At 68.3% G+C, this 22,554-nt stretch carries 17 protein-coding genes; 14 read left to right on the top strand and 3 right to left on the bottom strand.

From position 1 onward, the window contains the following. The 9 genes from VFV19_14060 to VFV19_14020 all read left to right on the top strand — a co-directional run bounded on the left by VFV19_14060 (position 1) and on the right by VFV19_14020 (position 13,359). Positions 1-750: an MBL fold metallo-hydrolase gene (locus tag VFV19_14060; protein HEX4825424.1), complete on the top strand. Its 750-nt coding sequence runs from the start codon at positions 1-3 to the stop codon at positions 748-750. 182 nt (positions 751-932) lie between these two features. Beyond that, a complete protein-coding gene (locus tag VFV19_14055) occupies positions 933-3,806 on the top strand; it encodes a S53 family peptidase (GenBank protein HEX4825423.1) in 2,874 nt (957 codons plus the stop codon). Positions 3,807-3,850: 44 nt separating this feature from the next. Next, positions 3,851-5,626, top strand: a complete 1,776-nt coding sequence (locus VFV19_14050; protein ID HEX4825422.1) for a mechanosensitive ion channel domain-containing protein — start codon at positions 3,851-3,853, stop codon at positions 5,624-5,626. A gap of 80 nt (positions 5,627-5,706) precedes the next feature. Next, positions 5,707-6,705 carry an NAD-dependent epimerase/dehydratase family protein gene (locus VFV19_14045; protein HEX4825421.1) on the top strand — a complete coding sequence of 333 codons (999 nt, stop codon included), beginning with the start codon at positions 5,707-5,709 and terminating at the stop codon, positions 6,703-6,705. Continuing rightward, positions 6,706-7,986, top strand: a complete 1,281-nt coding sequence (locus VFV19_14040) for an FAD-dependent oxidoreductase (protein ID HEX4825420.1) — start codon at positions 6,706-6,708, stop codon at positions 7,984-7,986. It begins immediately after the preceding gene. Beyond that, positions 7,986-9,143 carry a glycosyltransferase family 1 protein gene (locus VFV19_14035; GenBank protein ID HEX4825419.1) on the top strand — a complete coding sequence of 386 codons (1,158 nt, stop codon included), beginning with the start codon at positions 7,986-7,988 and terminating at the stop codon, positions 9,141-9,143. The genes VFV19_14040 and VFV19_14035 overlap by 1 nt, the downstream gene beginning before the upstream one ends. Positions 9,144-9,268: 125 nt before the next feature. Next, on the top strand, positions 9,269-12,445 hold the full coding sequence (locus VFV19_14030; GenBank protein ID HEX4825418.1) for a hypothetical protein: 3,177 nt from the start codon (positions 9,269-9,271) through the stop codon (positions 12,443-12,445). Between the two features lie 173 nt (positions 12,446-12,618). Continuing rightward, positions 12,619-12,840 carry a hypothetical protein gene (locus tag VFV19_14025; GenBank protein HEX4825417.1) on the top strand — a complete coding sequence of 74 codons (222 nt, stop codon included), beginning with the start codon at positions 12,619-12,621 and terminating at the stop codon, positions 12,838-12,840. Between the two features lie 192 nt (positions 12,841-13,032). Further along, positions 13,033-13,359 carry an RNA-binding protein gene (locus VFV19_14020; protein ID HEX4825416.1) on the top strand — a complete coding sequence of 109 codons (327 nt, stop codon included), beginning with the start codon at positions 13,033-13,035 and terminating at the stop codon, positions 13,357-13,359. An 82-nt stretch (positions 13,360-13,441) separates the two neighbouring features. Here VFV19_14020 and VFV19_14015 read toward each other — a convergent pair whose 3' ends face one another. Continuing rightward, positions 13,442-13,891, bottom strand: coding sequence for a prepilin-type N-terminal cleavage/methylation domain-containing protein (locus VFV19_14015; GenBank protein ID HEX4825415.1), 450 nt, complete (start codon positions 13,889-13,891; stop codon positions 13,442-13,444). 198 nt (positions 13,892-14,089) lie between these two features. Further along, a complete protein-coding gene (locus VFV19_14010; GenBank protein HEX4825414.1) occupies positions 14,090-15,889 on the bottom strand; it encodes a S8 family serine peptidase in 1,800 nt (599 codons plus the stop codon). A 147-nt stretch (positions 15,890-16,036) separates the two neighbouring features. Here VFV19_14010 and VFV19_14005 point away from each other — a divergent pair, with 147 nt between their 5' ends. Both VFV19_14005 and VFV19_14000 read left to right on the top strand, forming a co-directional pair. Beyond that, positions 16,037-19,525 carry a MopE-related protein gene (locus tag VFV19_14005; GenBank protein ID HEX4825413.1) on the top strand — a complete coding sequence of 1,163 codons (3,489 nt, stop codon included), beginning with the start codon at positions 16,037-16,039 and terminating at the stop codon, positions 19,523-19,525. Between the two features lie 57 nt (positions 19,526-19,582). Then, the gene (locus tag VFV19_14000) at positions 19,583-20,815 is read left to right on the top strand and encodes a tRNA-uridine aminocarboxypropyltransferase (protein ID HEX4825412.1); all 1,233 of its coding nucleotides are present in this window, start codon (positions 19,583-19,585) and stop codon (positions 20,813-20,815) included. Here VFV19_14000 and VFV19_13995 read toward each other — a convergent pair. Beyond that, positions 20,782-21,039: a hypothetical protein gene (locus VFV19_13995; GenBank protein ID HEX4825411.1), complete on the bottom strand. Its 258-nt coding sequence runs from the start codon at positions 21,037-21,039 to the stop codon at positions 20,782-20,784. The genes VFV19_14000 and VFV19_13995 overlap by 34 nt on opposite strands. 84 nt (positions 21,040-21,123) lie before the next feature. On the opposite strand from VFV19_13995, the gene VFV19_13990 reads away from it, so the two are divergent. The 3 genes from VFV19_13990 to VFV19_13980 all read left to right on the top strand — a co-directional run bounded on the left by VFV19_13990 (position 21,124) and on the right by VFV19_13980 (position 22,525). After that, positions 21,124-21,306, top strand: coding sequence for a hypothetical protein (locus VFV19_13990; protein HEX4825410.1), 183 nt, complete (start codon positions 21,124-21,126; stop codon positions 21,304-21,306). Positions 21,307-21,435: 129 nt separating this feature from the next. Beyond that, the gene (locus VFV19_13985) at positions 21,436-21,936 is read left to right on the top strand and encodes a YetF domain-containing protein (protein ID HEX4825409.1); all 501 of its coding nucleotides are present in this window, start codon (positions 21,436-21,438) and stop codon (positions 21,934-21,936) included. Next, positions 21,899-22,525 (top strand): NADPH-dependent FMN reductase, encoded by a 627-nt coding sequence (locus tag VFV19_13980; GenBank protein HEX4825408.1) that lies wholly within the window; start codon positions 21,899-21,901, stop codon positions 22,523-22,525. The genes VFV19_13985 and VFV19_13980 overlap by 38 nt, the downstream gene beginning before the upstream one ends. Positions 22,526-22,554: the final 29 nt, after the last annotated feature.

Raw genomic sequence — 22,554 nt, 5'->3', positions numbered from 1 at the left:
GTGATCGTCGCGCGGACGATGCACGCCGGCTGGCTGTCGAACACCTACCTGGTCGCCGACAAGCCGGGCGGCCACGCCGTGCTCATCGACACCGGCGGACCTCCCGAGCCGATCTTCGCGAAGATCGCGGAGCACCGGTTGACCGTGAGCCACGTCTTGTGCACGCACCACCACGCCGACCACGTCGTCCACAACGCCGACTACAAGGCACGGTTCGGCTGCCCCGTCTGTGGACACGCCAAGGAGCGCAAGCTCTTCGATGGACTCGACGTCGAGCTCGCCGACGGCGATGAGATCGTGACGGGCGACCTGCACGTCCGCGCGCTCCACGTTCCAGGCCACACGGTGGGACAGCTCGCCTACCTCGTCAACGACGAGCGCGTGTTCACCGGCGACACGCTCTTCCGCGGCAGCGTCGGCGGGACACGCGCTCCCGGGCACGGCACCTTTGACGAGCTGCGGCATTCCATCATGGATGTTCTGATGCGGCTCCGGCGCGAGATGCCGGTCCACCCCGGCCACACCGATCCCACCACGATCGGCGCGGAATGGGAGCAGAACCCTTTCATTCGCCTCTGGCGAGGCACCGATGCGAAGCGCGAGACTCGCTGCCGGGCACTGGGCGAGCCCGCCACGCTCCTCTTAAGAGCGCCCGACTACGACGGCGGCACCAAGTGCTGGGTCCGTTTCGACGAGGGAGACCGACTCGACGTCGTCGCGGGGTCGAGGGTCGAGGACGCCGAGCGCTAGACGAACGTCCTTGCTTTCGTCTGCTGAACGGCAACCGAACACGCGCCACGACGCCCTCATGACCGACGGCGATTGCTCGTATAGATAGGCTCCTTGTTGGGGGCACCCGTGCGCGACGACTCTCCTGCCGTTCGTGTGTTCACGCTTGCGCGGCCCTCGCCCACCACGACGTCGAGGACACCATGAAATCGAGCTCCGCGCCCCATGCTTCCCTGTCCAAGGTCTTCCTGGCCGGACTTGCGCTCGTGGCCGCCGTGGCCGCTTCTGCGGCGAGCGCTCCCCGCTACGTGAAGCTGGAGCGCGCCACGCATCCGCTGGCCTTGCCAGAATTCGACGCGGGCCGGCTCGACGGCGCCAAGGTGCTCAACAACATGTCCCTGGTCTTCAAGCTCACGGCGGCGCAGCAGGCGGACCGCGACGCGCTCCTCACGGAGATCCAGCGGCCGGGCTCCCCGAGCTACCACCGTTGGCTCACGCCCGAAGAGTACGCGGCGCGCTTCGGCGCAGGTGCGGAGACGGTCTCCCGCGCCACCTCGTGGCTGGCCTCACAAGGATTCACGGTGCACGAGACGCCGGCGCTGGGCGCGCGCGTCAGGTTCACAGGCACCGTCGCTCAGGTCGAGGTGGCGTTCCGGACCGAGATGCACGTGTACGACGTGGGCGGCGAGCGGCACTTCGCGATGGCCCGCCCCCCGTCGGTTCCCGCCGAGATCGCGGACCGTGTGCTCGGCGTCACGAACACGCACGACTTCTACCCCCGCCACGCCAAGCCCCAAATCCGCCGGGTCCCGCAACCCGACGCGACATGCCCGGCCGGGGATCCTTACTGCAGCGGCAACGGCATCGCTCCCCCGGACTGGGCGACCATTTACAACGTCGGCCCGCTCTACAACCCCGGCATCGGTGGGACCAAGATCACGGGCACCGGTGTGACCATCGCCGTCGTCGGCATCACCGACATTGCGCAAAACGACCTGACCCAGTTCCGCGCGAGGTACGGTCTCGCGGTCAACAACATCACCAAGACGGTCGTGCCGAACACCGGCGCGGCTCAGGGAGACAACGGCGGGGGACTCGAGGCCGTGCTCGACACCGAGTGGGCGGGCGCGATCGCGCCGGCGGCCACCATCAACTACGTCTACACCGGTGCGAACGATCAGAACGTGAACGACGCGATCTTCTACGCGATCGAGCAGAACTACGGTGGCGTCCTCAGCGATAGCTGGGGAGGGTGCGAGCAAGGCGCAGCCCCCGCGGACGCCGACGTGCTCGAGGTGTACGGTGCCGCCGCCGCGCTCGAAGGCATCACTCACCTCGCGGCGTCGGGAGACAGCGGCGCGGCCGATTGCGGGGGAACGGGCGGCCTGTGGGTGAACATGCCGGCATCCCTCCCGCAGGTCACGGCGGTGGGCGGCACGGGCTACGCCATCCCCGGCGGGTTGACGTTCACGAGCGGCAACGTGACCTCAGTGGGCACCGAGGCGGTCTGGAACGAAGCCAGCAACGCCTACACGGGCTCCGTGGCGGCGAGCGGGGGCGGGGTCAGCCAGATCTACAGTCGGCCGCTGTACCAGAGCGGAGTCGCCGCGTGCACGCCCGTCGGGGGCCTGCCGACACCCGTGAACCCCGCCAATCAGCGAGAAGTCCCCGACGTCTCCTTCACCGCCGGCGGGGGCGGCACCCAGTACGGCACCTTCGTCGAGTGCACCCTTGACGCAGGCGGCAGCGACTGCACGAACACCGGCGCCAACCCCATGGTCCTTGCCGTTGGAGGCACCTCGGCGTCCGCGCCCGCGTTCGCCGGTGTCGTGGCTCTCGCCAACCAGGCCACGGGCGGACGCCTCGGGAACATCAACCCTCTCCTCTACGGCACGTACGCTTCGGCGCCGTCGACCTTCCACGACATCACCACCGGCAACAACGAGGTCACCTGCCGCCTCTCCGACCCGGGCTGCCCGGGAACCAACGCGAAAACCGGTTACGCGGCGGTCTCCGGTTACGACTGCGCGAGCGGCCTCGGATCCGTCAACGCCACGAGCCTCGTGAGCGCCTGGGCCACGCAGACTCCGACCGCGACTTTGATCGGTGCCGCTCCGACCTCGACCGTGGAGGGCGGCAGCGTCACTCTCACGGCGACCGTCAACGTCAACGGGGTCAACGCCCACGCGCTCGCGGGGAACGTGTCCTTCGTCTTTCGGTCCTACCTGCAGAACGGCGTGCTCGACCTGTCGTGGAACCTCGGCGACGTCGCGATCTCGAACGGCACGCCCACCACCGGGTCCACCACGCTGAGCACCGCGATCCCGCCGGGGATGGTGCAGCCGAATCAGGCGGTCGACGTATTCGCGATGTACAACGGCGACGCCAACCACCTGCCCTCATTCTCCTCGCCGCAGCACATCACGTTTGGCCCCGTACCCATGTGCGTTTCTCCGCCCACGGCGAGCGTGGCCGCGGGCGCCACGATCAATTACACCGTGGCCGGCGGCGTGCCCCCGATGCGCTGGTACATCCCCTATGACACCTCCTGTAGCGCCTCCTTCACGGGCTGCTCGACGATCAACGTCACCACCGGCGTGTTCCACGCCGGCACCGGCGCACCCGGTTACGTGATCGTGCAGGGCGTCGACGCCGACGGCGCGGACACCTTCAGCGAGGTGACGGTCGCCGGCGGCTCGGGCACCGTGCCGTGGTCGCCCTCCGGCCCGTCGAACTACGCGGGCATCCTGCCCGGCGGTAACGCGCCGGCCGAGGTCGACGCCGGGCTTCGCGTCGACAAGTCGGGCGGCGCCGCTTCGATCTCCTGGAACATCCCGCAGTCCGCGGCGTCCTCGGACGTCTTGCGTGGTCTCTTCACCGGTCTGCCCGTCGGTCCCGGCGGAGGCGACGAGTCCTGCCTGGCGTCCGGCGTCCCGTCGAACTCGTTCAGCGACGCAACCGACCCCGGGGTGGGCGCCGGCTTCTGGTACCTGGTCCGCGGCACCAATGCGTGCGGCCACGGCGCGTGGGGCGCGCAGAGCAACGGGACGCCGGACGTGAGCACGAGCTGTCCGTAGAGCGGGCGGGATCGTCATAGAATCGCCTCGAGAATCGAGGCACGATGAACCGCCGCTACCGCATCCTCTCCGTCGCTCTCGTCGGGGTTCTGGTCGCGACCATCGCGGGGCTCGTCTTGACGAGCCGGCCGATCGAAGCGCCCCGGTCGCAGAGTGCGTATCGCAACCAGCCTTTCGACAAGCTGATCAAGACGGCGCAGGATCAGTTCGATACGGCTCGACAGCTCGCCGCGCGCGCCGTGTCGCCCGAGGAGCAGTGGACCGCGCGCGAGGTCATCCGGATCGCCGACAGCGAGGTCGACCTCGCCTTCGCGAGCGCTCTCAGAGAAGCCAACACGCATCCTCCCGCGCTCTCCGCGGAAGCCCAGGAGATCGCCAAGCGGCTGAAGAGCGCCGAGGCGCAGCTCGACGCGAGTCAGGCCGAGATCGCGCGGCTCAAGAAGGCAATCGAGGCGCACAAAGCGAGCTCGACCGATGCGCTCGAGCAGCAGCTCCAGCTCGCGGAAGCTCAGGCCGATCTCGACCAGGACGACGTCGACGATGCGCACCACGACCTCACGCGCGCCGGCGGTGACCCGCAGGGAATCATCCAGCGGATGAAGGATCGGTACGAAGCCCGAGAGCAACAGAGCGGCGGGCTCCAGACACTGGTCCCGACCGGTGTGCAGAGCTCGGTCGAGACGGGGGCCTCGCAGAACGTCGTCGCGCTGGCGCGGGCCTGGTACTCGCTCTACGGCAAGGGCGTTGAATTGAGAAACGCCGAAGCGGCCCCGCGGGCCCGCGCGGCCGAGCTGACGGCGAGCCACGAGAAAAGCGAGGCGCCGACCTCGGAGGCTCCCTCGCCCGCCGCCGATCAGAAGATGTCGTCACTCAAGAAGCGCGCCGCGGACCGCAAGAGCTCGATCGTCGTCGACAATCGCATCGAGAACGAGACGCAGCTCGCCGATACGTACAAGCGATGGTCGGCGGTCGTGCAGGAGAAGCAGCGCATCGCGGTGCACGGGCTCCTCTTCTGCCTCCTGTGGATCCTGATCATCGGCATGGTGACCGCCGCGGCGGATCTCCGCGTGAGGACGTGGGCCGCCGCGCGCGCCGAGGATCGCAAGCAGGCGCAGGCGTTCCACTCCGTGGCGGGCTATGCGATCCGCGCCGTCGGCGCGCTCGTGATCCTGCTCGTGGTGTTCGGCCCACCCACGCAGTTCGCGGCCGTGTTGGCGCTCGCGGGGGCGGGGCTCACCGTCGCGCTCAAGGATTTCATCATCGCGTTCATCGGATGGTTCGTGCTCATGGGCCGGAACGGGATCCGCGCCGGGGACTGGGTCGAGATCAACGGAGTCTCCGGAGAAGTCCTCGAGGTCGGCCCCATGCGCACCGTCCTGCTCGAGACGGGGAACTGGTCGGACGCCGGACACCCCACCGGCCGGAAGATCGCCTTCATGAACGGATTCGCGGTCGAAGGCACCTACTTCAACTTCTCGACGTCGGGCCAGTGGATGTGGGACGAGATCCAGCTCACGCTGCCCGCGGACGCCGATCCCTTCGTCGTGGCCGACAAGGTGAAGGAGATCGTCGCCGGCGCGACCCGGAAGAACGCCGACCAGGCCGCCGACGAGTGGCGCCGCGTCGCCCCGACCGCCGCCCCCGAATCGTTCCGCGCGGAGCCGGTGACGAGCGTGCGGCCCACCGGCTCCGGCGTGAGCCTGGCCGTTCGGTACATCACGCGCGCGAACGAGCGGTACACACTGCGCTCCACGATCTACCGCGCGCTGATCGACGTGCAGCGCGGGAAGCGCCCGTCATCGGAGCCGCCGGTCGCCTGACGCCGGGCCGGCCCCAAAAGAACTTTGACCTCGGATTGGGGGTTGGCACAGCCGCAAAATCGCGGTATGTAGCCGGGATCATGAGAGCCCTGATCACGGGGGGGGCCGGCTACCTCGGACGTCATCTCGCGCGTAAGCTCGCCTCGGCGGGAACGCCGGTGACCGTGCTCGACGACCTTTCCTGCGCCAACAGCAGGCTCGACGTCGCCGAGCTGGACCATCCGAACATCCGCGCCGTACACGGGTCCACCCTCGACGCCGGCCTGGTGTCGACGCTCCTCGGCTCGCATCGAATCGTGGTGCACTTCGCATCGGTGGTCGGTGTCGAAGAGACGATCCGGCAGCCGGTCGAGACCGTCCGCAATCTGCAGGGCACGCTCAACGTCATCGAGCGCCTCACCGACACGCATGTCGCCGTGTTCGGATCGTCCGCCGACGTGTACGGCCTGCACTCGCGTGTGTACGACCGCGAGATGCGTGAGGACGACCTCCAGGTGTTCGAGCACGCCGGGGTGAACCGTTGGGCGTACGCGAAGGTCAAGGCCCTCGAGGAGCTCCTGTTCTCGACGAGCGCGGCACGGGTGATGAACATCCGGTTCTTCAACTGCTACGGCCCCTACATGGATCAGCCGTACCCGAAGCGGGTCGTGCCTCAGTTCGTGGGACAGGTCCTCCGCCACGAGCCCCTGCGCGTCAGCGGCGACGGAACGCAGACGCGGACCCTCTGCTACTTCCAGGATCTTGTCGACGGCGTCGCTGCGGCGATCGACTGGCTGGCCGGGCAGCGGGGCCGGGTCGATGCCACGATCAACCTCGGCGGGACCGAGACGCTCACGGTGCTCGAGATCGCGGACGCGGTCCAGCGTGCCGCCATCGAGCTCGGCCTCATCGAGCAGCCCCTTCCCGTCGAGACCGGCGCCCAGATGTACAGCCGGCCGTTCGACGACGGGTGGCATCGCGTTCCCGACATCCGAAGAGCCCGGGAGCTGTTCGGTTACGAGCCGCGGGTTCCCCTCGCGGAAGGGCTGCGCCGTACTCTCGCGATTCATCATCGATCGGCGGTCCACGAGTCGCGCTGAATGCCGGCGACAGACGTGGATGTCCTGGTGCTGGGCGCCGGCGCCGCAGGGCTCGCCTGCAGGTACGCGTTGTCCGGACGGAGAGACGTGGTCTGCCTCGAGGCGGCCGAAGAGGTCGGCGGCCTGCTACGGATGTTCCGTCATGGGGATTTCACCTTCGACACGACGCTGCACGTGCTCCCGTCGCGGAGCGCGATGGCGGGCACCATCCTCGAATCGCTGATCGGCGATGAAGCCCGCGCCTTCCCGAAGAGGAACCTGGTCTGGCAGCGCGGTCGCGTCATCGACTACCCCTATCAATTCAACTCCCACGCGCTTCCGCACGAGGTCCGCGAGGAGTGCCTCGCGGGGCTTCCGGCCGCACGGCGGGACGCTCCGTCCCCCGACCGGCGGAGCTTCGAGGTGTGGCTGCTCGACCAGTTCGGACCGGGCTTCTACCGTCATTTCTTCGAGCCATACAACCGGAAGCTCTACGGCGTCGATCCCTCCGAGCTGGAGGCGGCGCCGATGACCTGGACCATTCCCGCGGACAACCGCGAGGCCGCCTTGAGGGGCGCACGAGCACCGCACCCCGGCGGGGCGGTCGTGGAGTGCACGTACCCCACGGGCCTGGACGGCATTCACGTCGTTCCCAAACGCCTCGCCGAGCGCGGCACCGGCGAGATCCTCCTCGGGGAACGGGTGACCCGCGTCGACCTCGACGCACGGACCGCGTGGACGGCGCGCGGAAAGATTTTTCACTACCGCGACATGGTCAGCACGCTCCCTCTCCCGACGCTCCTCCGGTGCGTGGAGGGGCTGCCCGCTTCGATCGCGGATTGGAGCGTGAGGCTCCACGCGAGGCCGGTCACCAACATTCGCGTGGCGATCGCCCGATCGGGAGACGGACTACCCGGGCTGTGGACGTACTTCCCGGACCCGGAGATCCCGTTCTACCGGCTCTCGCGTCTCTCGAGCATCTCCCCCGACCTCATGCCGCCGGGCGCGGAGGCGTGCCTGCTCGAATGCGCGGGCGATGATCCGGTGAAGGAAGAGACGATCGTGGCCCTCTGTCGCGAGCTCGGCGTGGCCGGCGACGGCGACGTTCGCGTCGCCGGATCGCTCGTCATCCCTCACGCCTACGTTCTCTTCAAGCACGGGCACCGCGACGGAGCCGAGGCGGCGATCCGGTACCTCGCCGAGCGAGGAGTTCGAGTCGCGGGGCGTTACGGCTGCTGGGCGTACTCGAACATCGCCCAGACGCTCGACACCGGACTGCGAGCGGCCGCCGAGCTGATGTGATGCCGGCGGAGCGGCGCGTCATCGTCTCGGCGCCGGTCACCTCGGGCGGGCTCTACGCCCACATCCGCAATGTCCTCCCGCGCCTGCGCGCCCTTCGGCCCGACTGGCGCTTCGAAGTCTACGGGCCGCAGGAGGTCTTCCGCGACGCCTTCGGCCGTACCGACGAGCCTTGGATGCACGTCTGGGACAACGAAGGGCGCGGCGCCCGGCTGCGATGGGAATTCCTGCAGCTTCCGCGCCTCCTGCGCGCGGATCGCCAGGCGATGCTCCTCGCGATGTTCGGTCCGTTTCTGAATCTTCGCCTCGCGCGCCGGGCGGTCGTTCGCCTCGACAACCTCATCGTCCTGCTGAAGCCCTCCGAGCGCCGGATCGGCAAGGCCGACCGGAACCGGATCCGCATCCTCAGGCATGTCTATCTCGCCAACGCGAAGCGTGCGCTCCGGCCGGTGTGCGCGTCCCTTCACTCGCGGGCGCGTTATGTCGCTCAGACGGGTCAGCCCGCGTCGCGATTCGCCGTGGTGCCCCACGGCATCGACCCTTCGGCGTTTGCGCGGATCCGACCGAGTCCTGCCGTCGAAGAGCTGCAGCGCTCGGGCCCGTACGTGCTCACGATCGGCCAAGCGACGCCGTATCGCTGCACGCGCGAGCTGATCCTCGCGTACCGCCTCCTCTCCGAGCGCGGGACGGCCGGCCTCCCGCGTCTCGTCTGGGCGGGGAAGGCACGGCAGGAGGACGCGGGGTACGAGGCGGAGTGCCTCGAGCTCCTCGCGCCGCTCGCGCGCGCCGGCCTTGCGACTCATCTGGGTCACGTGTCGCACGAGGACGTGTACGCCCTCGACGCCGGCGCCCGGCTCTTCGTCCATCCCTCCGTGCACGAGGACTGCCCCAACACCATCTTCGAGGCCCTGGCCGCGGGCGTCCCCGTCCTCTGCTCCGACATCGCGGCGAACCGCGAGTTCGCCCGTGACGCGGTCTTCTACCTCGATGCGCCCACACCCGACGTCATCGCGTCGGCGATCGAAGCGCTGCTCTCCGACCCCCGACGCTGCGCGGAGCTACGGGAGCGCGGACCGATCCAGGCGCGGTCGCTGAGCTGGGACGACACGGCGCGCCGGCTCGCGGCCACCCTCGACGACGCGTTCGCGGCGCGCTCCTGATCTGGGCTCGCAACGAAGCCGCCTGAACGCCGTACGAATGGAGATTTTTCCGATTTCCTTACCGCCACTTGCTGCTACGCGATCGCCGTATGCTTTCCGCCGGCGCAGTCTGGAAGGGGGCTCCGATGAAGGCTCGACGATCGACGTTCGGGAGAAGTGTGTACCTCGTGTTGGCCGTCGCCGCTGCGACCGCCGCGGTGGGAAGCGCCATGGCCGGTGCCCCTCCGGCCGCGGCCAAGCCGGCCAAGCGGGTCAAGTCGAGACACACGAAAGATGCCCTGAACAAGTCGGTCCCTCCGCCGGGCGAGACGAACGAATCCGACGACATCCAGAACGGCGTCGCGTGGGGGTGGAAGCTCCTCACCTACCCGAAGACCACGATCCCGTCGCAGGCGTTCACGAAGGCGCGCGCGTGGATTGGCGCCAACGTCAAGGACGGCGCTCCGTGGCCCTACGCGACGAAAGGGCTGCCCGCGTCGCCCGGCACGAGCGAGGCCTCCGCACCCGTCGATTCCGGTGACTGGAGCTTTCTCGGCCCGAGGCCGATCGACGAATCGACCAAGCCGCCCGGCGGTTACACGTCCGGGCTCGTGTCGGGCCGCTTCAACGCGATCGCGCTCGACAAGCGGACGACCGGCTCGCCGGGCGCGATCGTCGCGTACGGCGCCGCGGCCTCGGGCGGCGTGTGGAAGTCGACCAACTGCTGCGGCTCGGCCTCGACGTGGTCGCCGCTGTGGGACGGCGGCGTCGCCGCGACGCAGGCGGCCGGCGCGATCGAGCTGGACCCGAACAACCAGAGCATCATCTATGCGGGCACCGGCGACTACGACGGCGCGGGGGGATCGAGCGGCGATCAGTTCGGCGAGGGCATCATGCGCTCGGGCGACGGCGGCGCGACGTGGGCGGAGCTGGCGCCCGCCGTGTTCACGCCGTTCGCCGCAGGGTCTCCGGTCTACGGCGACTCGAACATCACCGTCCTCCGTGTCGATCCGAACAACAGCCCGACCCTTCTCGCAGGGACCTCCCACGATCTCTACATCTCCCACGATTCGGCGGTGAGCTGGTCGATCTGCTCGTTCGGCGCAAGCCCGCTCAATCCGATGACGGGAACCGGCGGCGCCGCGAACCAAGTCACCGACATCCTCGTCGACTCGAGCACCAACCCCACGACCGTGTACGTCGCCGTCGGGTTCCGGTTCTCGAACTTGAACGGGGACAACGGCGTCTACAAGGGGACGATTCCCGCGAGCGGCTGCCCGACGCTCACGCTCATGGCGAACGGCTGGCCCGCGAACACCGGAAACGGCACGAGCGGCGCGACGAACGTCGGCCGCATCCGCCTCGCCGGCTCGCGCGGCAACGGAACGAGCTCGCTGACGATCTACGCGCAGGTCGCGGGCGTCGCGCCGGGGAACGCGCTCGGCACGTGGGTGACGACGAACGCCGGGACCTCGTGGGCCCTCCTCGGAGGAAGCGCCGACGCGAACTACAAGGACTGCGCCGCGGCGGCGACGAACGAGACCCAGGACTGGTACGACCTGTTCCTGCTCGCGGACCCCGGAAACGACAAGACGCTCTACGTCGGCCGCACGAGCCTCTACAAGGCGACGGTCGACGCGACCTACGCGAACATGACCATCCAGAATCTGGCCAACGTGTACTCGACGGCCTGTCCCGGCTACGGCGGGCTCCACTCCGACCAGCACGGTGCGGCGTGGATCTCCGGCACCGGAGGGTCGACTCAATTCCTCATCGGCAACGACGGCGGCATCTACGCGTCGAACGGCACGCCGACCGGGTTCCAGAACCTGAACCAGACGCTCAACGTCACACAGTTCTATGCGGGTCAATCCGGCCCGAATTTCGCCGGCGGCGGGACGCAGTTCATCTTCGCCGGTGCCCAGGACAACGGCCACGCGAGCTGGGACAGCTCGGAGCCCGCCGCGGTCTGGCAGTCGCGCACCACGACCGGCGACGGCTTTTTCACCGCGTTCGACCCGATCGCGGGCACGATCACGGCCGGCAACTGGTACGCCGAGGCTCCCAACGGAAACTTCGTGCGATCGACGGCCGGCGCTTCCGGGGCGTTCACGCTGGGGACGCTGCCCTGGATCACCGGCCACGACCGGCCGTCCTGGGCCTCTCCCTTCCGCGTGGACACGCTGCATTGCTCTACCACGAATTGCAACAACCTCGTCTTCGGCGCCGCCCACTTGTATTCGAGCGCGGACGGCGCGGCCACGTGGACCGCGGCGGGCAACGTCGACGTGACGAAGGGAAGCGGATCGATCATCGCCCTCGACGTCGCGAGGTCCGAGCCGACCTCGGTGGTGGTCGGGACGAGCGACGGCGAGGTCGACGTCGCGGTCGGGGTCTTCGCCGGCGCCAATTGCACGGCGGCCGCTGCGAACACCGCCTCGTTCGCATGCGCCGCGAACACCACGCCGTCGTGGTACTACGCGACCAACTTCAACAGTGTCCTGCCGAACCGCGCCATCCTCGGCGTGACGTTCGACCCCACGACGAACGGCCGGATCTACGCGGCGGTCGGCGGGTTCAACGAGAACACCCCGACGACGCCCGGTCACCTGTTCATGGCGGCGTACAACGGCAGCACGTTCGTATGGTCCGACAAGACCGGCAACCTCCCCGACATCCCGGCCACGAGCGTGGTGGTCAACCCGGCGAACGTCAACGAAGTGTTCGTCGGCATGTACATGGGCTTCTATTACACCGACAACATCAACGCGACGCCGCCCGTCTGGTACCGGTATCAGTACGGCATGCCGGACACGCGGGTGAACTACCTCGCGGTCGATCGCGGATCCCAGGCGACCCCGCTCGCCAGCACGACGCTGACGGCCTACACGTTCGGCCGCGGCGCTTACGGGATCCGCCTCCCCGGGACGACGGGATCGTTCCCGCCCCACGAGGTCCCGGCGACCATGACGGCGAAGCGGAACACGACGACGCCCGCGAACGTGGACGTCACCTGGGATCCGTCGAGCTGCCCGAACCCGGACCTCGATCTCTTCTGGGGCAGCTTCACCGGCTCGGCATCCGGGTTCGCGACGATCACCGGCGCAGCCTGCCACCTCGGGACCAGCGGCGTCGCCGCGAACGTGGCACTCCCGGCGCCGCCGCCGGGAAGCGGGATCTGGTTCGTTCTGGCCGGCACCGACGACATCCACGCCGCCATCTCGTCGTTCGGGAAGGTATCGAGCGGGCTCCCCGAATCGTTCACCGGTTGGAGCGGGCTCTGCACGGAAACCACGCAAAACACCTCGGGGAGCTGCCCCTGATTCGACGCGCCCCCCCCGTTTGCTCTACTATGCGGGTGTTCTTCCGCCTCGTGGTCTCCCGATGGGAACGTAGCCGGCACGTTGCGAGCTACGGAGATCGGGGGCCGGTTCCCAAGAGTCGAGCCCGCGACACCGGTTCCGGTGCGGGGCTGACGCGCGATCGGAGGTCATCCATGCCGAACAAGACCCGGTCGACCTTTCAAAAGCGACAGAAAGAGCTCGCCCGCCAGGCGCGGCGCAAGGAGAAGGAAGCCAAGCGGCAGGAGCAGGCGGCCGCGCCCGACGACGCCGTCGCCGACGCTTCCGACCCAACGGAAGATCCGGACCTGGCCGGAATCAAGCTGGGGCCGCAGCCTCGTATCTACGACGAAGAGGACGGCGAGCAGACGGCGTGACCGGACTCGCTTGACAGTCTCGGCTCACCCCTCTACCTTGAATGCAGTTCTGGTCGGCAACCTCTCGTACAGAAACGATAGATTGACGCGCCAAGGCGAACGCGTGCTCGAGCGCGTGTGACTGACTCATCGGATTGGGTCGGCGGCCAGAACCGAAGAACGGTCGCCCCATCGGGCACCAGGAGTTTCAGTATGGGTACCAGGCTCTATGTCGGAAACCTCCCTTTTTCGGCGGACGAAAACTCGATCCGCGAGCTCTTCTCGACGGGTGGTCGCACGGTCAGCGAGGTCAAGCTCGTGACCGATCGCGACACCGGCCGCCCGCGCGGATTCGGTTTCGTCGAGATGGGAAGCAGCCAGGACGCTGACGGCGCGATTCGTGACCTGAACGGTCGCGACTTCGGCGGACGTCCGCTCACGGTCAACGAGGCCAAGGAGCGGACCACCGGCGGTGGCGGAGGCGGATTCGGTGGCGGCGGTGGTTACGGCGGCGGCGGCGGACGTCGCAACCGCTACTAGTCCAACACATCGGACTCGACAAGGGCGCCTCGACCGAGGCGCCCTTTTTTTTGGGAGCGCCGGCCGCGAGCGCCGTCTCGCGCTACTGCTGAACCCCCAGCGGCCACTGGATGAACCGGCCGTTGGAGAAGCAGACGTCCTGATTGAACAGTGTGGTCACGGTCCCGACGACGCAGCCGCTGGCCACTCCATCCTTGCCCGGCGACGCGACGGTGTAGTCGTTGCCCGCGGACTCCACCAGGAAGGTGTGGGCCCAGCCATCTTCCGTCGGTACCTTCTTGACGTAGAACGGCGTGACGAGCGTCGCGAGCGTGGCCGCGGTATTCGCGGTCGGGTAGAAGTTCTGGTCCACCGCGTAAGACTCCACCGCGGTGCCGACCGATCGCAGCTCCGCCATCGTGCGCTTCTGCTTGCTCTGATCGATCGCATTCAAGAGGTTCGGAATGGCGATGGCGGCGAGCATGCCGATGATCGCCACCACGATGAGCAGCTCGATCAGTGTGAAACCGCTGGAATCCCGCTTCTTGGGCACGCCGCCTCCCTCGTCCAACGCTCCATTCCGCAATCCGAATGCCATGAGGTGTCCGAGGGACTGGCCGGGCGAGGAGAGTCGGCCGTTCGGGGCGATTTGCGCGATCGAGCGTTTGAGACCGTGCGGAGGCGAGCCGAGGAAGCCCGCGAACTGCCGCTTTTGGTCAGTCAGCGAGTGACGCCGCGTGTCACCGGATCGTCATGGACAGCTCGCGTGCGCCCGCGGGATGCCGCCGGAGGTGACGCCGAACCCGGAAGTGCCGCAGCCGTTCCGCGCCTGGATCACGTAGTAGGTGCCGCTCCCCACCGGAGGCACGACGGGATCCGTTCGCAGCGGCGTCGCGCTCGAGCTGCCGAGGCACACCGCCGAGGCGACGAGGCCGGTCGCGCGGAGGTTGGAGAGATCTCCGGCAATGACGTCGTACACGGTTGCGCTTCCACCGGCGGGGTCCGATACGCTCCACGTGATGGTCTGTTTGTCGGCCGAGAGCCCCAGCGCAGACGGCTCGGCCGGCGGGGCGAACACCCCCGCGTCCGACGGCGCGCAGTCGCAGGCATCGGCCACACCGTCGGCATCGGTGTCGGGCCCGAGATGGATCGCGTCGTAGGCGTCGATCAGCCCGAAGCCGAAGAGATTGTTGGGACGGTCGGAGCCGGACGTCCCGCCGCACGTTTGTGGAGTCGACTGCTGCACGTTGCCGCGCGCCGACTGGCTGATGAGACACCGCGTGGTCGCGACGAGCCCCTTGAGCGCCGGCTTGACCGACCACAAGAGCGCCGCCGCTCCGGCGACGTGCGGGCTCGCCATGCTCGTGCCGCTCAGGTGCGAATAGAAACCGCCGCGCACCGACGACCGCACGCCGACGCCGGGCGCCACGACATCCGGCCGCAGCCGGCCGCTTCCGTCGACGGTCACGGGTCCCCGGCCGGAGAACGACGCGAGGACTTCCGTCATGTCCGTCGCCCCCACGACGAACGCCTCGTCGTAGATCCCCGGCGGGTTCGACACGGAGCTGCAGTCCGGTCCGGAATTCGCTGCGCCGGCCACCGCGAGAATTCCGGCGGCGCGAAGGGCCGTGAAGCTCGCCTTCAGCACGTTGGCATCGCACCCTTCCGAAGGAGGACACTCCCACGAGTTGTTGACGATGTCGGGGGCCTTCGACGGATCGCCGTCGAGCTCCGGGTCGCCTCCGTGCGGGAAGGGCGCCAGGAAAAACTGATTGCACGCGATGTACGTCGAAGGCTGCCCGTCTCCGAAGTTCATGTTCCGGCAGGCGATCCACCGCGCGCCGGGCGCGACGCCGATCTGATTCCCCGCGCCGTCGTCCCCCACCATCGTGCCGGTCGTGTGCGAGCCGTGGTTGTTGTCGTCGAACGGCTCGGTGGTGTCCTCGATCGCATCGAACCAGTTGAAGTCATGGTTCGCCGTCGTGCCGTTCCACCCGCGGTACTTGCCCTTGAGGGCCGGGTGCGTCCATTCGACCCCGGTGTCACCCGAGGCGACGACCACCCCCTCACCGCGCTTCCCATCCAGGTTCCAAACCTTGTCGGCCTCGATCTGCGTGATGCCGAGCTCCGGTCCGACGTCGGGAGCGAGCGGCACCGGAGCGAGCAAGTCCGCGGTCACACCATGGACGACCGGATCGCCGACGATCCGCACGACCTCGGCGTGCGCCGCCAGCTTTCGCGCAAGAGTCAGGTTGCCACGAACCGCCAGGCCGTTGACCACGTAGAGGGGCCGGAAGGCGATCCCCGCTTGCGCGAGCTCCGCGCGCACGGCGGCCTGCGACGACCGCGCGCGCGCCACCAACGCCTGATAGACGCCGCGACCGCGCGCCGATCCGTGATCGGTGCCGGCGAGCGTGGCCTCGAGACTCTCCGGGTCGTCGAAGAGCACGAGGAACGACTCTTCATGGTCCACACTCAGGCGGCCCTCAAGCCACGGCGCGATCTTCGCGTCACCGCTCATGGCGGCGAGGAACAAGCCGGCGGCGAGCATGGAACTCAAGCGCTACTCCTAGGATTGGCGGTGCGAATGTCGAGGGATTCGATTCTCCTCGGTCCTATACGAAATAGAAGACGCTGGGTTCGGCTTGTAGGCCGCCCCCGATCAGCGTATACCACCGGTCAGCCAGGGGGGGTCTCTATGTCCATTCGCGCGATCCTCTCGCTTGCGTTGGTCGTGTTCGCCGGGCCGACCTTTGGTGGAGAGAGCGCGGGCCATCCGCGCACGTCTGCAGCCGAGCCACTCACCTTCGAGGATCGCGTCGCCCGTGAGCGCGCGATCGAGCACATCTACTATTCCCACCAGATCGGCGTGAGCGAGCCGTTCGAGAAGGCGGTGCCGGCGTCCGTGGCGGCGAGCAAGGTGCACGCCTACCTGCGTCAATCGGCGGCACTCGAACAGCTCTGGTCGGTCCCCATCACAGGCGACATGCTGCGCGGCGAAGTCGAGCGGATGACGCTCGGAACGCATGCGCCCGAGCGGCTCCTGGAGCTGTTCACGGCGCTCGATCGGGATCCGCTCCTCGTGCAGGAGTGCCTCGCCCGCCCTGCGCTCGTCGATCGTCTGGCGCGCCGCTACGTGGCCTCCGATGCGTCGATCCAGGCGGAGCGGCGGGCGGCGGCGCAGACGCTTCGTGAGGACTTGCTCTCCGGTCGTGTCGACGCCGGGAAGAGTGACACACGCCGCACGGTCGCCGAGATCACGGACGCCGATGCGCTCACCTACTGGCACGCGAAGCTCGGCGAGCGGACCGGAGAGCCTAGCGAGGTGGCCGAGGAGGCGGACGCGTTTCTCGTCCACGTCCCGCTGACGGACGAGCCGGGCCGCCTGGTGCTCGCAACCTACCGCGTGTCCAAACGGACGTGGGAGGAGTGGTCGAGCGACAACGTCGCGCGACTGGAAGAGTCTCTCGTGAAGCTCGTCGGCACCGCGGACTCGCCGCTACCGCACCTTGGTGCGGGAACGGACGCCGTCGATGCGTGCCCTCCCGACGATCTGTGGAACAACCAGGGGCTGGACGATGCGCCGGGGCGCCGGTCGGGGCTCACGGCCGTCTGGACCGGCAGCGTCATGATCCTCTGGGGCGGGACCGACTCGTATCTCGCGACCGGCTCCCGGTACGATCCGGCCACGGATACGTGGTCCTCGACGGCCACCGTGGGCGCTCCCCCCGGACGGCGCGATCACACGGCGGTCTGGACGGGGACGCAGATGATCGTCTGGGGAGGCAACGCGAACGGCACGTACACGAACACCGGCTCGCGGTATGACCCCGTCGCCGACGCCTGGACACCGGTGACGACCCTGAACGCTCCGAGCGCGCGCTTCTCCCACACGGCGGTCTGGTCGGGAAGTCGCATGATCGTCTGGGGCGGGTCGCCCGGGTTTGCGAACGTCTTGAATACCGGCGGGATCTACGACCCGGCGACGGACTCCTGGATCGCCACCAACACCAGCGGCGCCCCTGCCGCCCGCCTCGGGCACACCGCGGTCTGGTCCGGCAGCCGCGCATTGATCTGGGGCGGCTACGCGAGCCCCAACTATCTCGATTCCGGCGCGCAGTTCGACCCTTCGACGAACACGTGGACGGCGATGACGGGCACAAACGCTCCGGCGGCACGGCAGCGTCACGGCGCCGTCTGGACCGGGACGCTGATGGTCGTGTGGGGTGGTCTGTCGCCGGGAGACATCAACACGGGAGGACGCTACGACCCGGCCACCGACACGTGGTCCGCGACGTCTCTCACGAACGCGCCGTCCGCGAGGAGCGGCCCCGCAGCGGTGTGGAGCGGCTCCCGGATGCTGATCTGGGGTGGGGGCAACGTGGCGACCAACACGGGCGCCACGTATGACCCGGCCACGGACACGTGGACGGCGACGTCGACGACCGGCGCTCCGGCGGCGCGCAATGCCATGACGTCGGTCTGGAGCGGATCGCGGCTCCTCGTCTACGGCGGCAGGGACGTGAACAACACCGAGCTCGCGAACGGCGGCCGGTACGATCCGGGGGCCGACACGTGGACGTCGATGTCTCCGGGCGCGACGCCACCGCCGCGCAAGCAGCACACCGCCGTCTGGACAGGCACGCTGATGCTCGTCTGGGGCGGGGTCGAGGGGATCGGGAACGTCAACAGCGGCTACCGCTACGATCCCGCGCTCGATACGTGGACGCCGATGAGCGTCTCGGGCGCACCCACTGCCCGATCGTTCCACACCGCCGTCTGGACGGGCTCCCAGATGATCGTCTGGGGCGGTGCCGCGCCGAGCGAAACGAACACCGGCGGACGTTACGATCCGATCCTCGACAACTGGCTTGCGACGTCTCTCGCCGGAGCACCGACCGCTCGCTCCAGGCAGACGGCCGTCTGGACGGGATCCCGGATGATCGTCTGGGGCGGCTCCAACGGCGGCGGTTTCAACACCGGCGGACGCTACGATCCCGCGACGAACTCTTGGCTTCCGACCACGACGGCCGGCGCGCCGAGCGCGCGCTCGATGCACACCGCCGTGTGGACGGGGTCCCAGATGATCGTCTGGGGCGGAGGCAATTTCAGTTTCAACAACGATGGCGGGCGGTACGATCCGGTCGCGGATGCGTGGCTGCCGACGACGACCATCAACGCGCCGGCCGAGCGTCAGGGTCACGTCGCCGTCTGGACCGGCTCGCAGATGGTCGTGTGGGGCGGAAACACCTTGGGCGCGGGGGGGCGCTACGACCCACAAAACGACCTGTGGGCTCCGGTGACGACGGTCGGGGCTCCGCCGAACATTTCGAACGCGGCCGGCGTCTGGACCGGCTCGCTCATGGTCGTGTGGGGCAGCCGCTCGGCACGCTACAACCCGTTCATCGACGTGTGGAACCCGATCTCCACGGTGAACGCGCCGCCCGCCCGGGACGGCGCCACGGGGGTCTGGACGGGATCGGCGGTCTTGGTCTGGGGCGGCGGCGACGTCTACACGTTCGGCACCGGGGGCGCCTATGTCATGGGCTACGTCGACGCCGATCACGACGGCTACCCGGCGTGCCCGCTGGACTGCGATGACGGGAACCCGGCGGTCCACCCGAACGCCCAGGAGGTGTGCAACGGCATCGACGACAACTGCGACGGGAGAATCGACGAGGGGTTCGGCGACACCGACGGTGACGGCAGGGGCGATGCCTGCGACAACTGCCCCGCCGTAGCGAACCCGGATCAATCAGACGGGGACGCCGACGGCGCCGGCGACGCTTGCGACAACTGCCTCGGCCTGTACAACCCGTCGCAGAGCGATTTCAACCACGACGGCGTGGGCGACGCGTGCGATCTCGACGACGGACTCATCTACGTCACCGCCGGCGACATGACGCACGTGCGCTGGCAGCAAGAGAGCGGCCCGACGTCATGGAACCTCTACGAAGGCGACCTCTCCGTGCTTCGAGCCACGGGCAGCTACACCCAGCCGCCCGGCTCGAATGCGCTCGCCGCCAGGTTCTGCGGTTTGACCGACACATCCGTGGCCGACCCCAACACACCCCCCGCAGGCTCAGTGAGATTCTCGCTCGTCACCGGTGTCACCGGCGGCGTCGAAGGGAGCCTGGGGACGAACAGCGCCGGCATGCCGAGGCCGAATACGAACCCGTGTCCGTGAGCTCCCGGGATCCGGCGACGCACGTGTGACATAGAGAAGCGGTGTAGCGTACCGGCCGTGCGCCCGACCTGTGCCCAGTGCCACCGCCCGCTCGTCGCCTGGATTCCGTCCGCCGGAGGATCGACGAAGGTCGCGACCGCGGGCGTCTGCTTCTGCGACCGGGCGACGCTCCTGCCGACGCGGACCCGCATTCATCTTTTGCAGCATCCGCGCGAGGAGGACAAGGGAATCGGCACCGCGCGCATGGCGCATCTGGCACTCCCCAACTCGCGCCTCACGGTCGGCGTCGCCTTTTCGTCCGATCCGGAGATCGTGGCGGCGTCGCGGCGTGAGACGACCTATGTGCTCTTCCCCGGACCGGGTGCGGTCCCTGTGGAGCGTGTGCCCCTCGATCGGCCGATCGACCTGATCGTCGTCGACGGCACATGGCCACAGGCGAAGAAGCTCATCCGCACGAATCCGATCCTCGAACGCCTGCCCCGCCTCGGATTCACGCCGCGGCATGAGAGCGCCTACCTGATTCGCAAGGAGCCGGCCCCGGGCTGCGTCTCGACGATCGAGGCGCTCGTCGAGGTGTTGCGCGTGCTCGAGCGCGACGGCGAACGCTTCGAGCGGCTGCTTGCCCCGTTCCACGCGATGGTGGCGAGGCAGCAGTGGTTCCAGACGACCGTCGGCGTGCGCCGGCACCGCGGCCGGCATCGGAGTCACCGCGTCTCTCCGCGCGCGGCTCTCGCAGCTCATCTCTCGCGATACGGATCTCGCCTGATCTGCATCCACGGCGAAGCCAATTCCTGGCCCCGCATGCCGAAAGATATGCGCGAGCCCGAGCTCGTCCACTGGCTCGCCCATCGTCCCGCAACCTCCGAGACGTTCGAGAGGGTCATCGCACCCAGGTCGCCGCTCGCGCCCGGCACCTGCACGCACATCGACCTCGACGAAGACGTGCTACGTGAGGGCGGCAGCCTCGACTCCTGCCGGGATGCGTGGAATCGTTTCCTGCGGCCCGATGACGTGGTCGTTCTCTGGGGGACGTTCTACCGCGACCTCGCGGCGCGCGAAGGCCTCGCGATGCCGGAGCACGAGATCGAGCTTCGCGAGCATGCCTCGCGAATCTTCAAGCGGAAGATGGGCCCGCTCGACCGCTGCTCGGAGCTCGTCGGCTCGTCGCCCGCCCCGCTCGCGCTTCGAGGGCGCGGCGGACGCCGCCTCGCCGCGCTCGCCGGCGCGCTCGAGCGGCTCCGGGACGAGCGGGACTCTTACGATCCGTTGAGGACGATCCTGCCGCCGTGAAAGTACGCCAGGTCGTTGAGGCGTAGGAACCACCCTGGACGCCAGCGGACCTGCGCCCCCAGACCGTCGTCGGGCATCACCGCCGCGTCCCACCCGCTTTCCGTCGTGTTGGCAATCGCGCAGAGGAACCCGTCGCGGGCGTATTCGGTTCGGAACCTCGCGACAGCCCACGGGCGCCAGTCGATCGACTGGCCGCTCAGCACCGGCTTCCTCACGTACGCCATCTCCTCTGAAGCTACCACGCCCAGGCCGGGCGGGCGTAGAATCGCGGAATGGTCGACTACCTTGACCATGAAGGAGGAACGTGCATGCGTCGGAAGATCTTCGTCATGGCGATCGTCGCGGTCGCAACCGTCGGAATCGGGTCCTTGATGACGGCGTCACCCGCCGCGGCGAGCTCTTGCCCGAGGGGCTCGCACCTGATCACCTGCCCGAACGGGCATAGCTTCTGCTGTCCGAACAACGCCCTCTGCATCTGCTTCCCGTACTAGAGCTTTTCGATCGACAGGGTTCTCTAGTCCGAGGGGCGGCCCTCCACCGGCGGAGGGCCGCCCGCGTGCTCCTCGTGCGCGTATCCTTCGCGTCGCTGCCGCTGCGCGGCCGGCTGGGGAGGAGAACCGATGCACGACACCGCAACGCACGGGTTGACGATCTTCGACATCTATCAACCGTGGTGGGAGCTGATCCTGCGCGCCGCCGTGGTCTACGTCTTTCTCATCATCTTGTTGCGCATCACCGGCAAGCGGCAGGTCGGGCAGCTGGCTCCTTTCGACCTCGTGCTGCTGCTCGTCCTCTCGAACGCGGTCCAGAACGCGATGAACGCGGGGGACAATTCGCTGATCGGCGGCCTGCTCTCGGCCTCGACGCTGGTCGGTCTGAACTTCATCGTGGGTTACGGGACGTTCCGCAGCAAGCGCTTCGAACAATTGATCGAGGGGCAGCCGGAAATCCTGATCCACAACGGGAGGCTCTACAAGACGGTCATGGCCCGAGCGCAACTCACGCATCACGAGCTGGAGGCCGCGCTCCGTCAGGCCGGATGCAGCTCCGTCGACGAAGTGCATTGTGCCGTCCTCGAGAACAATGGATCGATCACCGTCGTCCAGCGGAAGGAGCCGTGAATCACCGCGCGGGGATAGAATCCGCGATCTAGTCGACCTGCCGGCGTGCATCAGCGACGCCAAGGCGATACTGTCCCGAACCATGCGGATCCTCGGTGTCTGCGGGAGCCTCCAGACGAGTTCCGGGAATCGGGAGCTCCTGCGAACTGCGGCAACGGTAGCGCCCGTGGGCGTCGAGGTGGTCGTTACGGACCTGCTTCGCGAGCTTCCGTTGTTCAACCCGGAGCTCGAGGAGAGCGGTGCACCGGCGCCTGTGGACGCCTGGCGCCGCGCGCTCGCCAATAGCGACGCGGTCTTGATCGCCTCGCCCGAGTACGGCCATAGCTTGTCTGGTGCACTGAAGAACGCCATCGATTGGGTCATCGGCTCGGGCGAGCTCGACAACAAAGTCGTGGCCACGACTGCCGTCGTCCCTCACGCTGACCGCGGTCGGCGCGGGCTCCAGGCGCTCGGGCAGACGCTGCGAGCGGTTCGGGCGGTCGTTGTCGGCGAGCAGCCGATCGTGCGCGGTCCAGAATTCGAGACCCACGTCCGCGCGCTGATGGCTGCTCTCGTGGACCGTGCGACGGAGATCAACGGTCGACGCTAATCGCCTGCGCGGGCGGCAGTTGGGAACCG

This window comes from Candidatus Polarisedimenticolaceae bacterium (assembly GCA_036275915.1).
GTDB lineage: Bacteria > Acidobacteriota > Polarisedimenticolia > Polarisedimenticolales > DASRJG01 > DASRJG01.
Note: the sequence above shows the minus strand (reverse complement) of the source record. Positions and strands in the feature narration are given on the sequence as shown.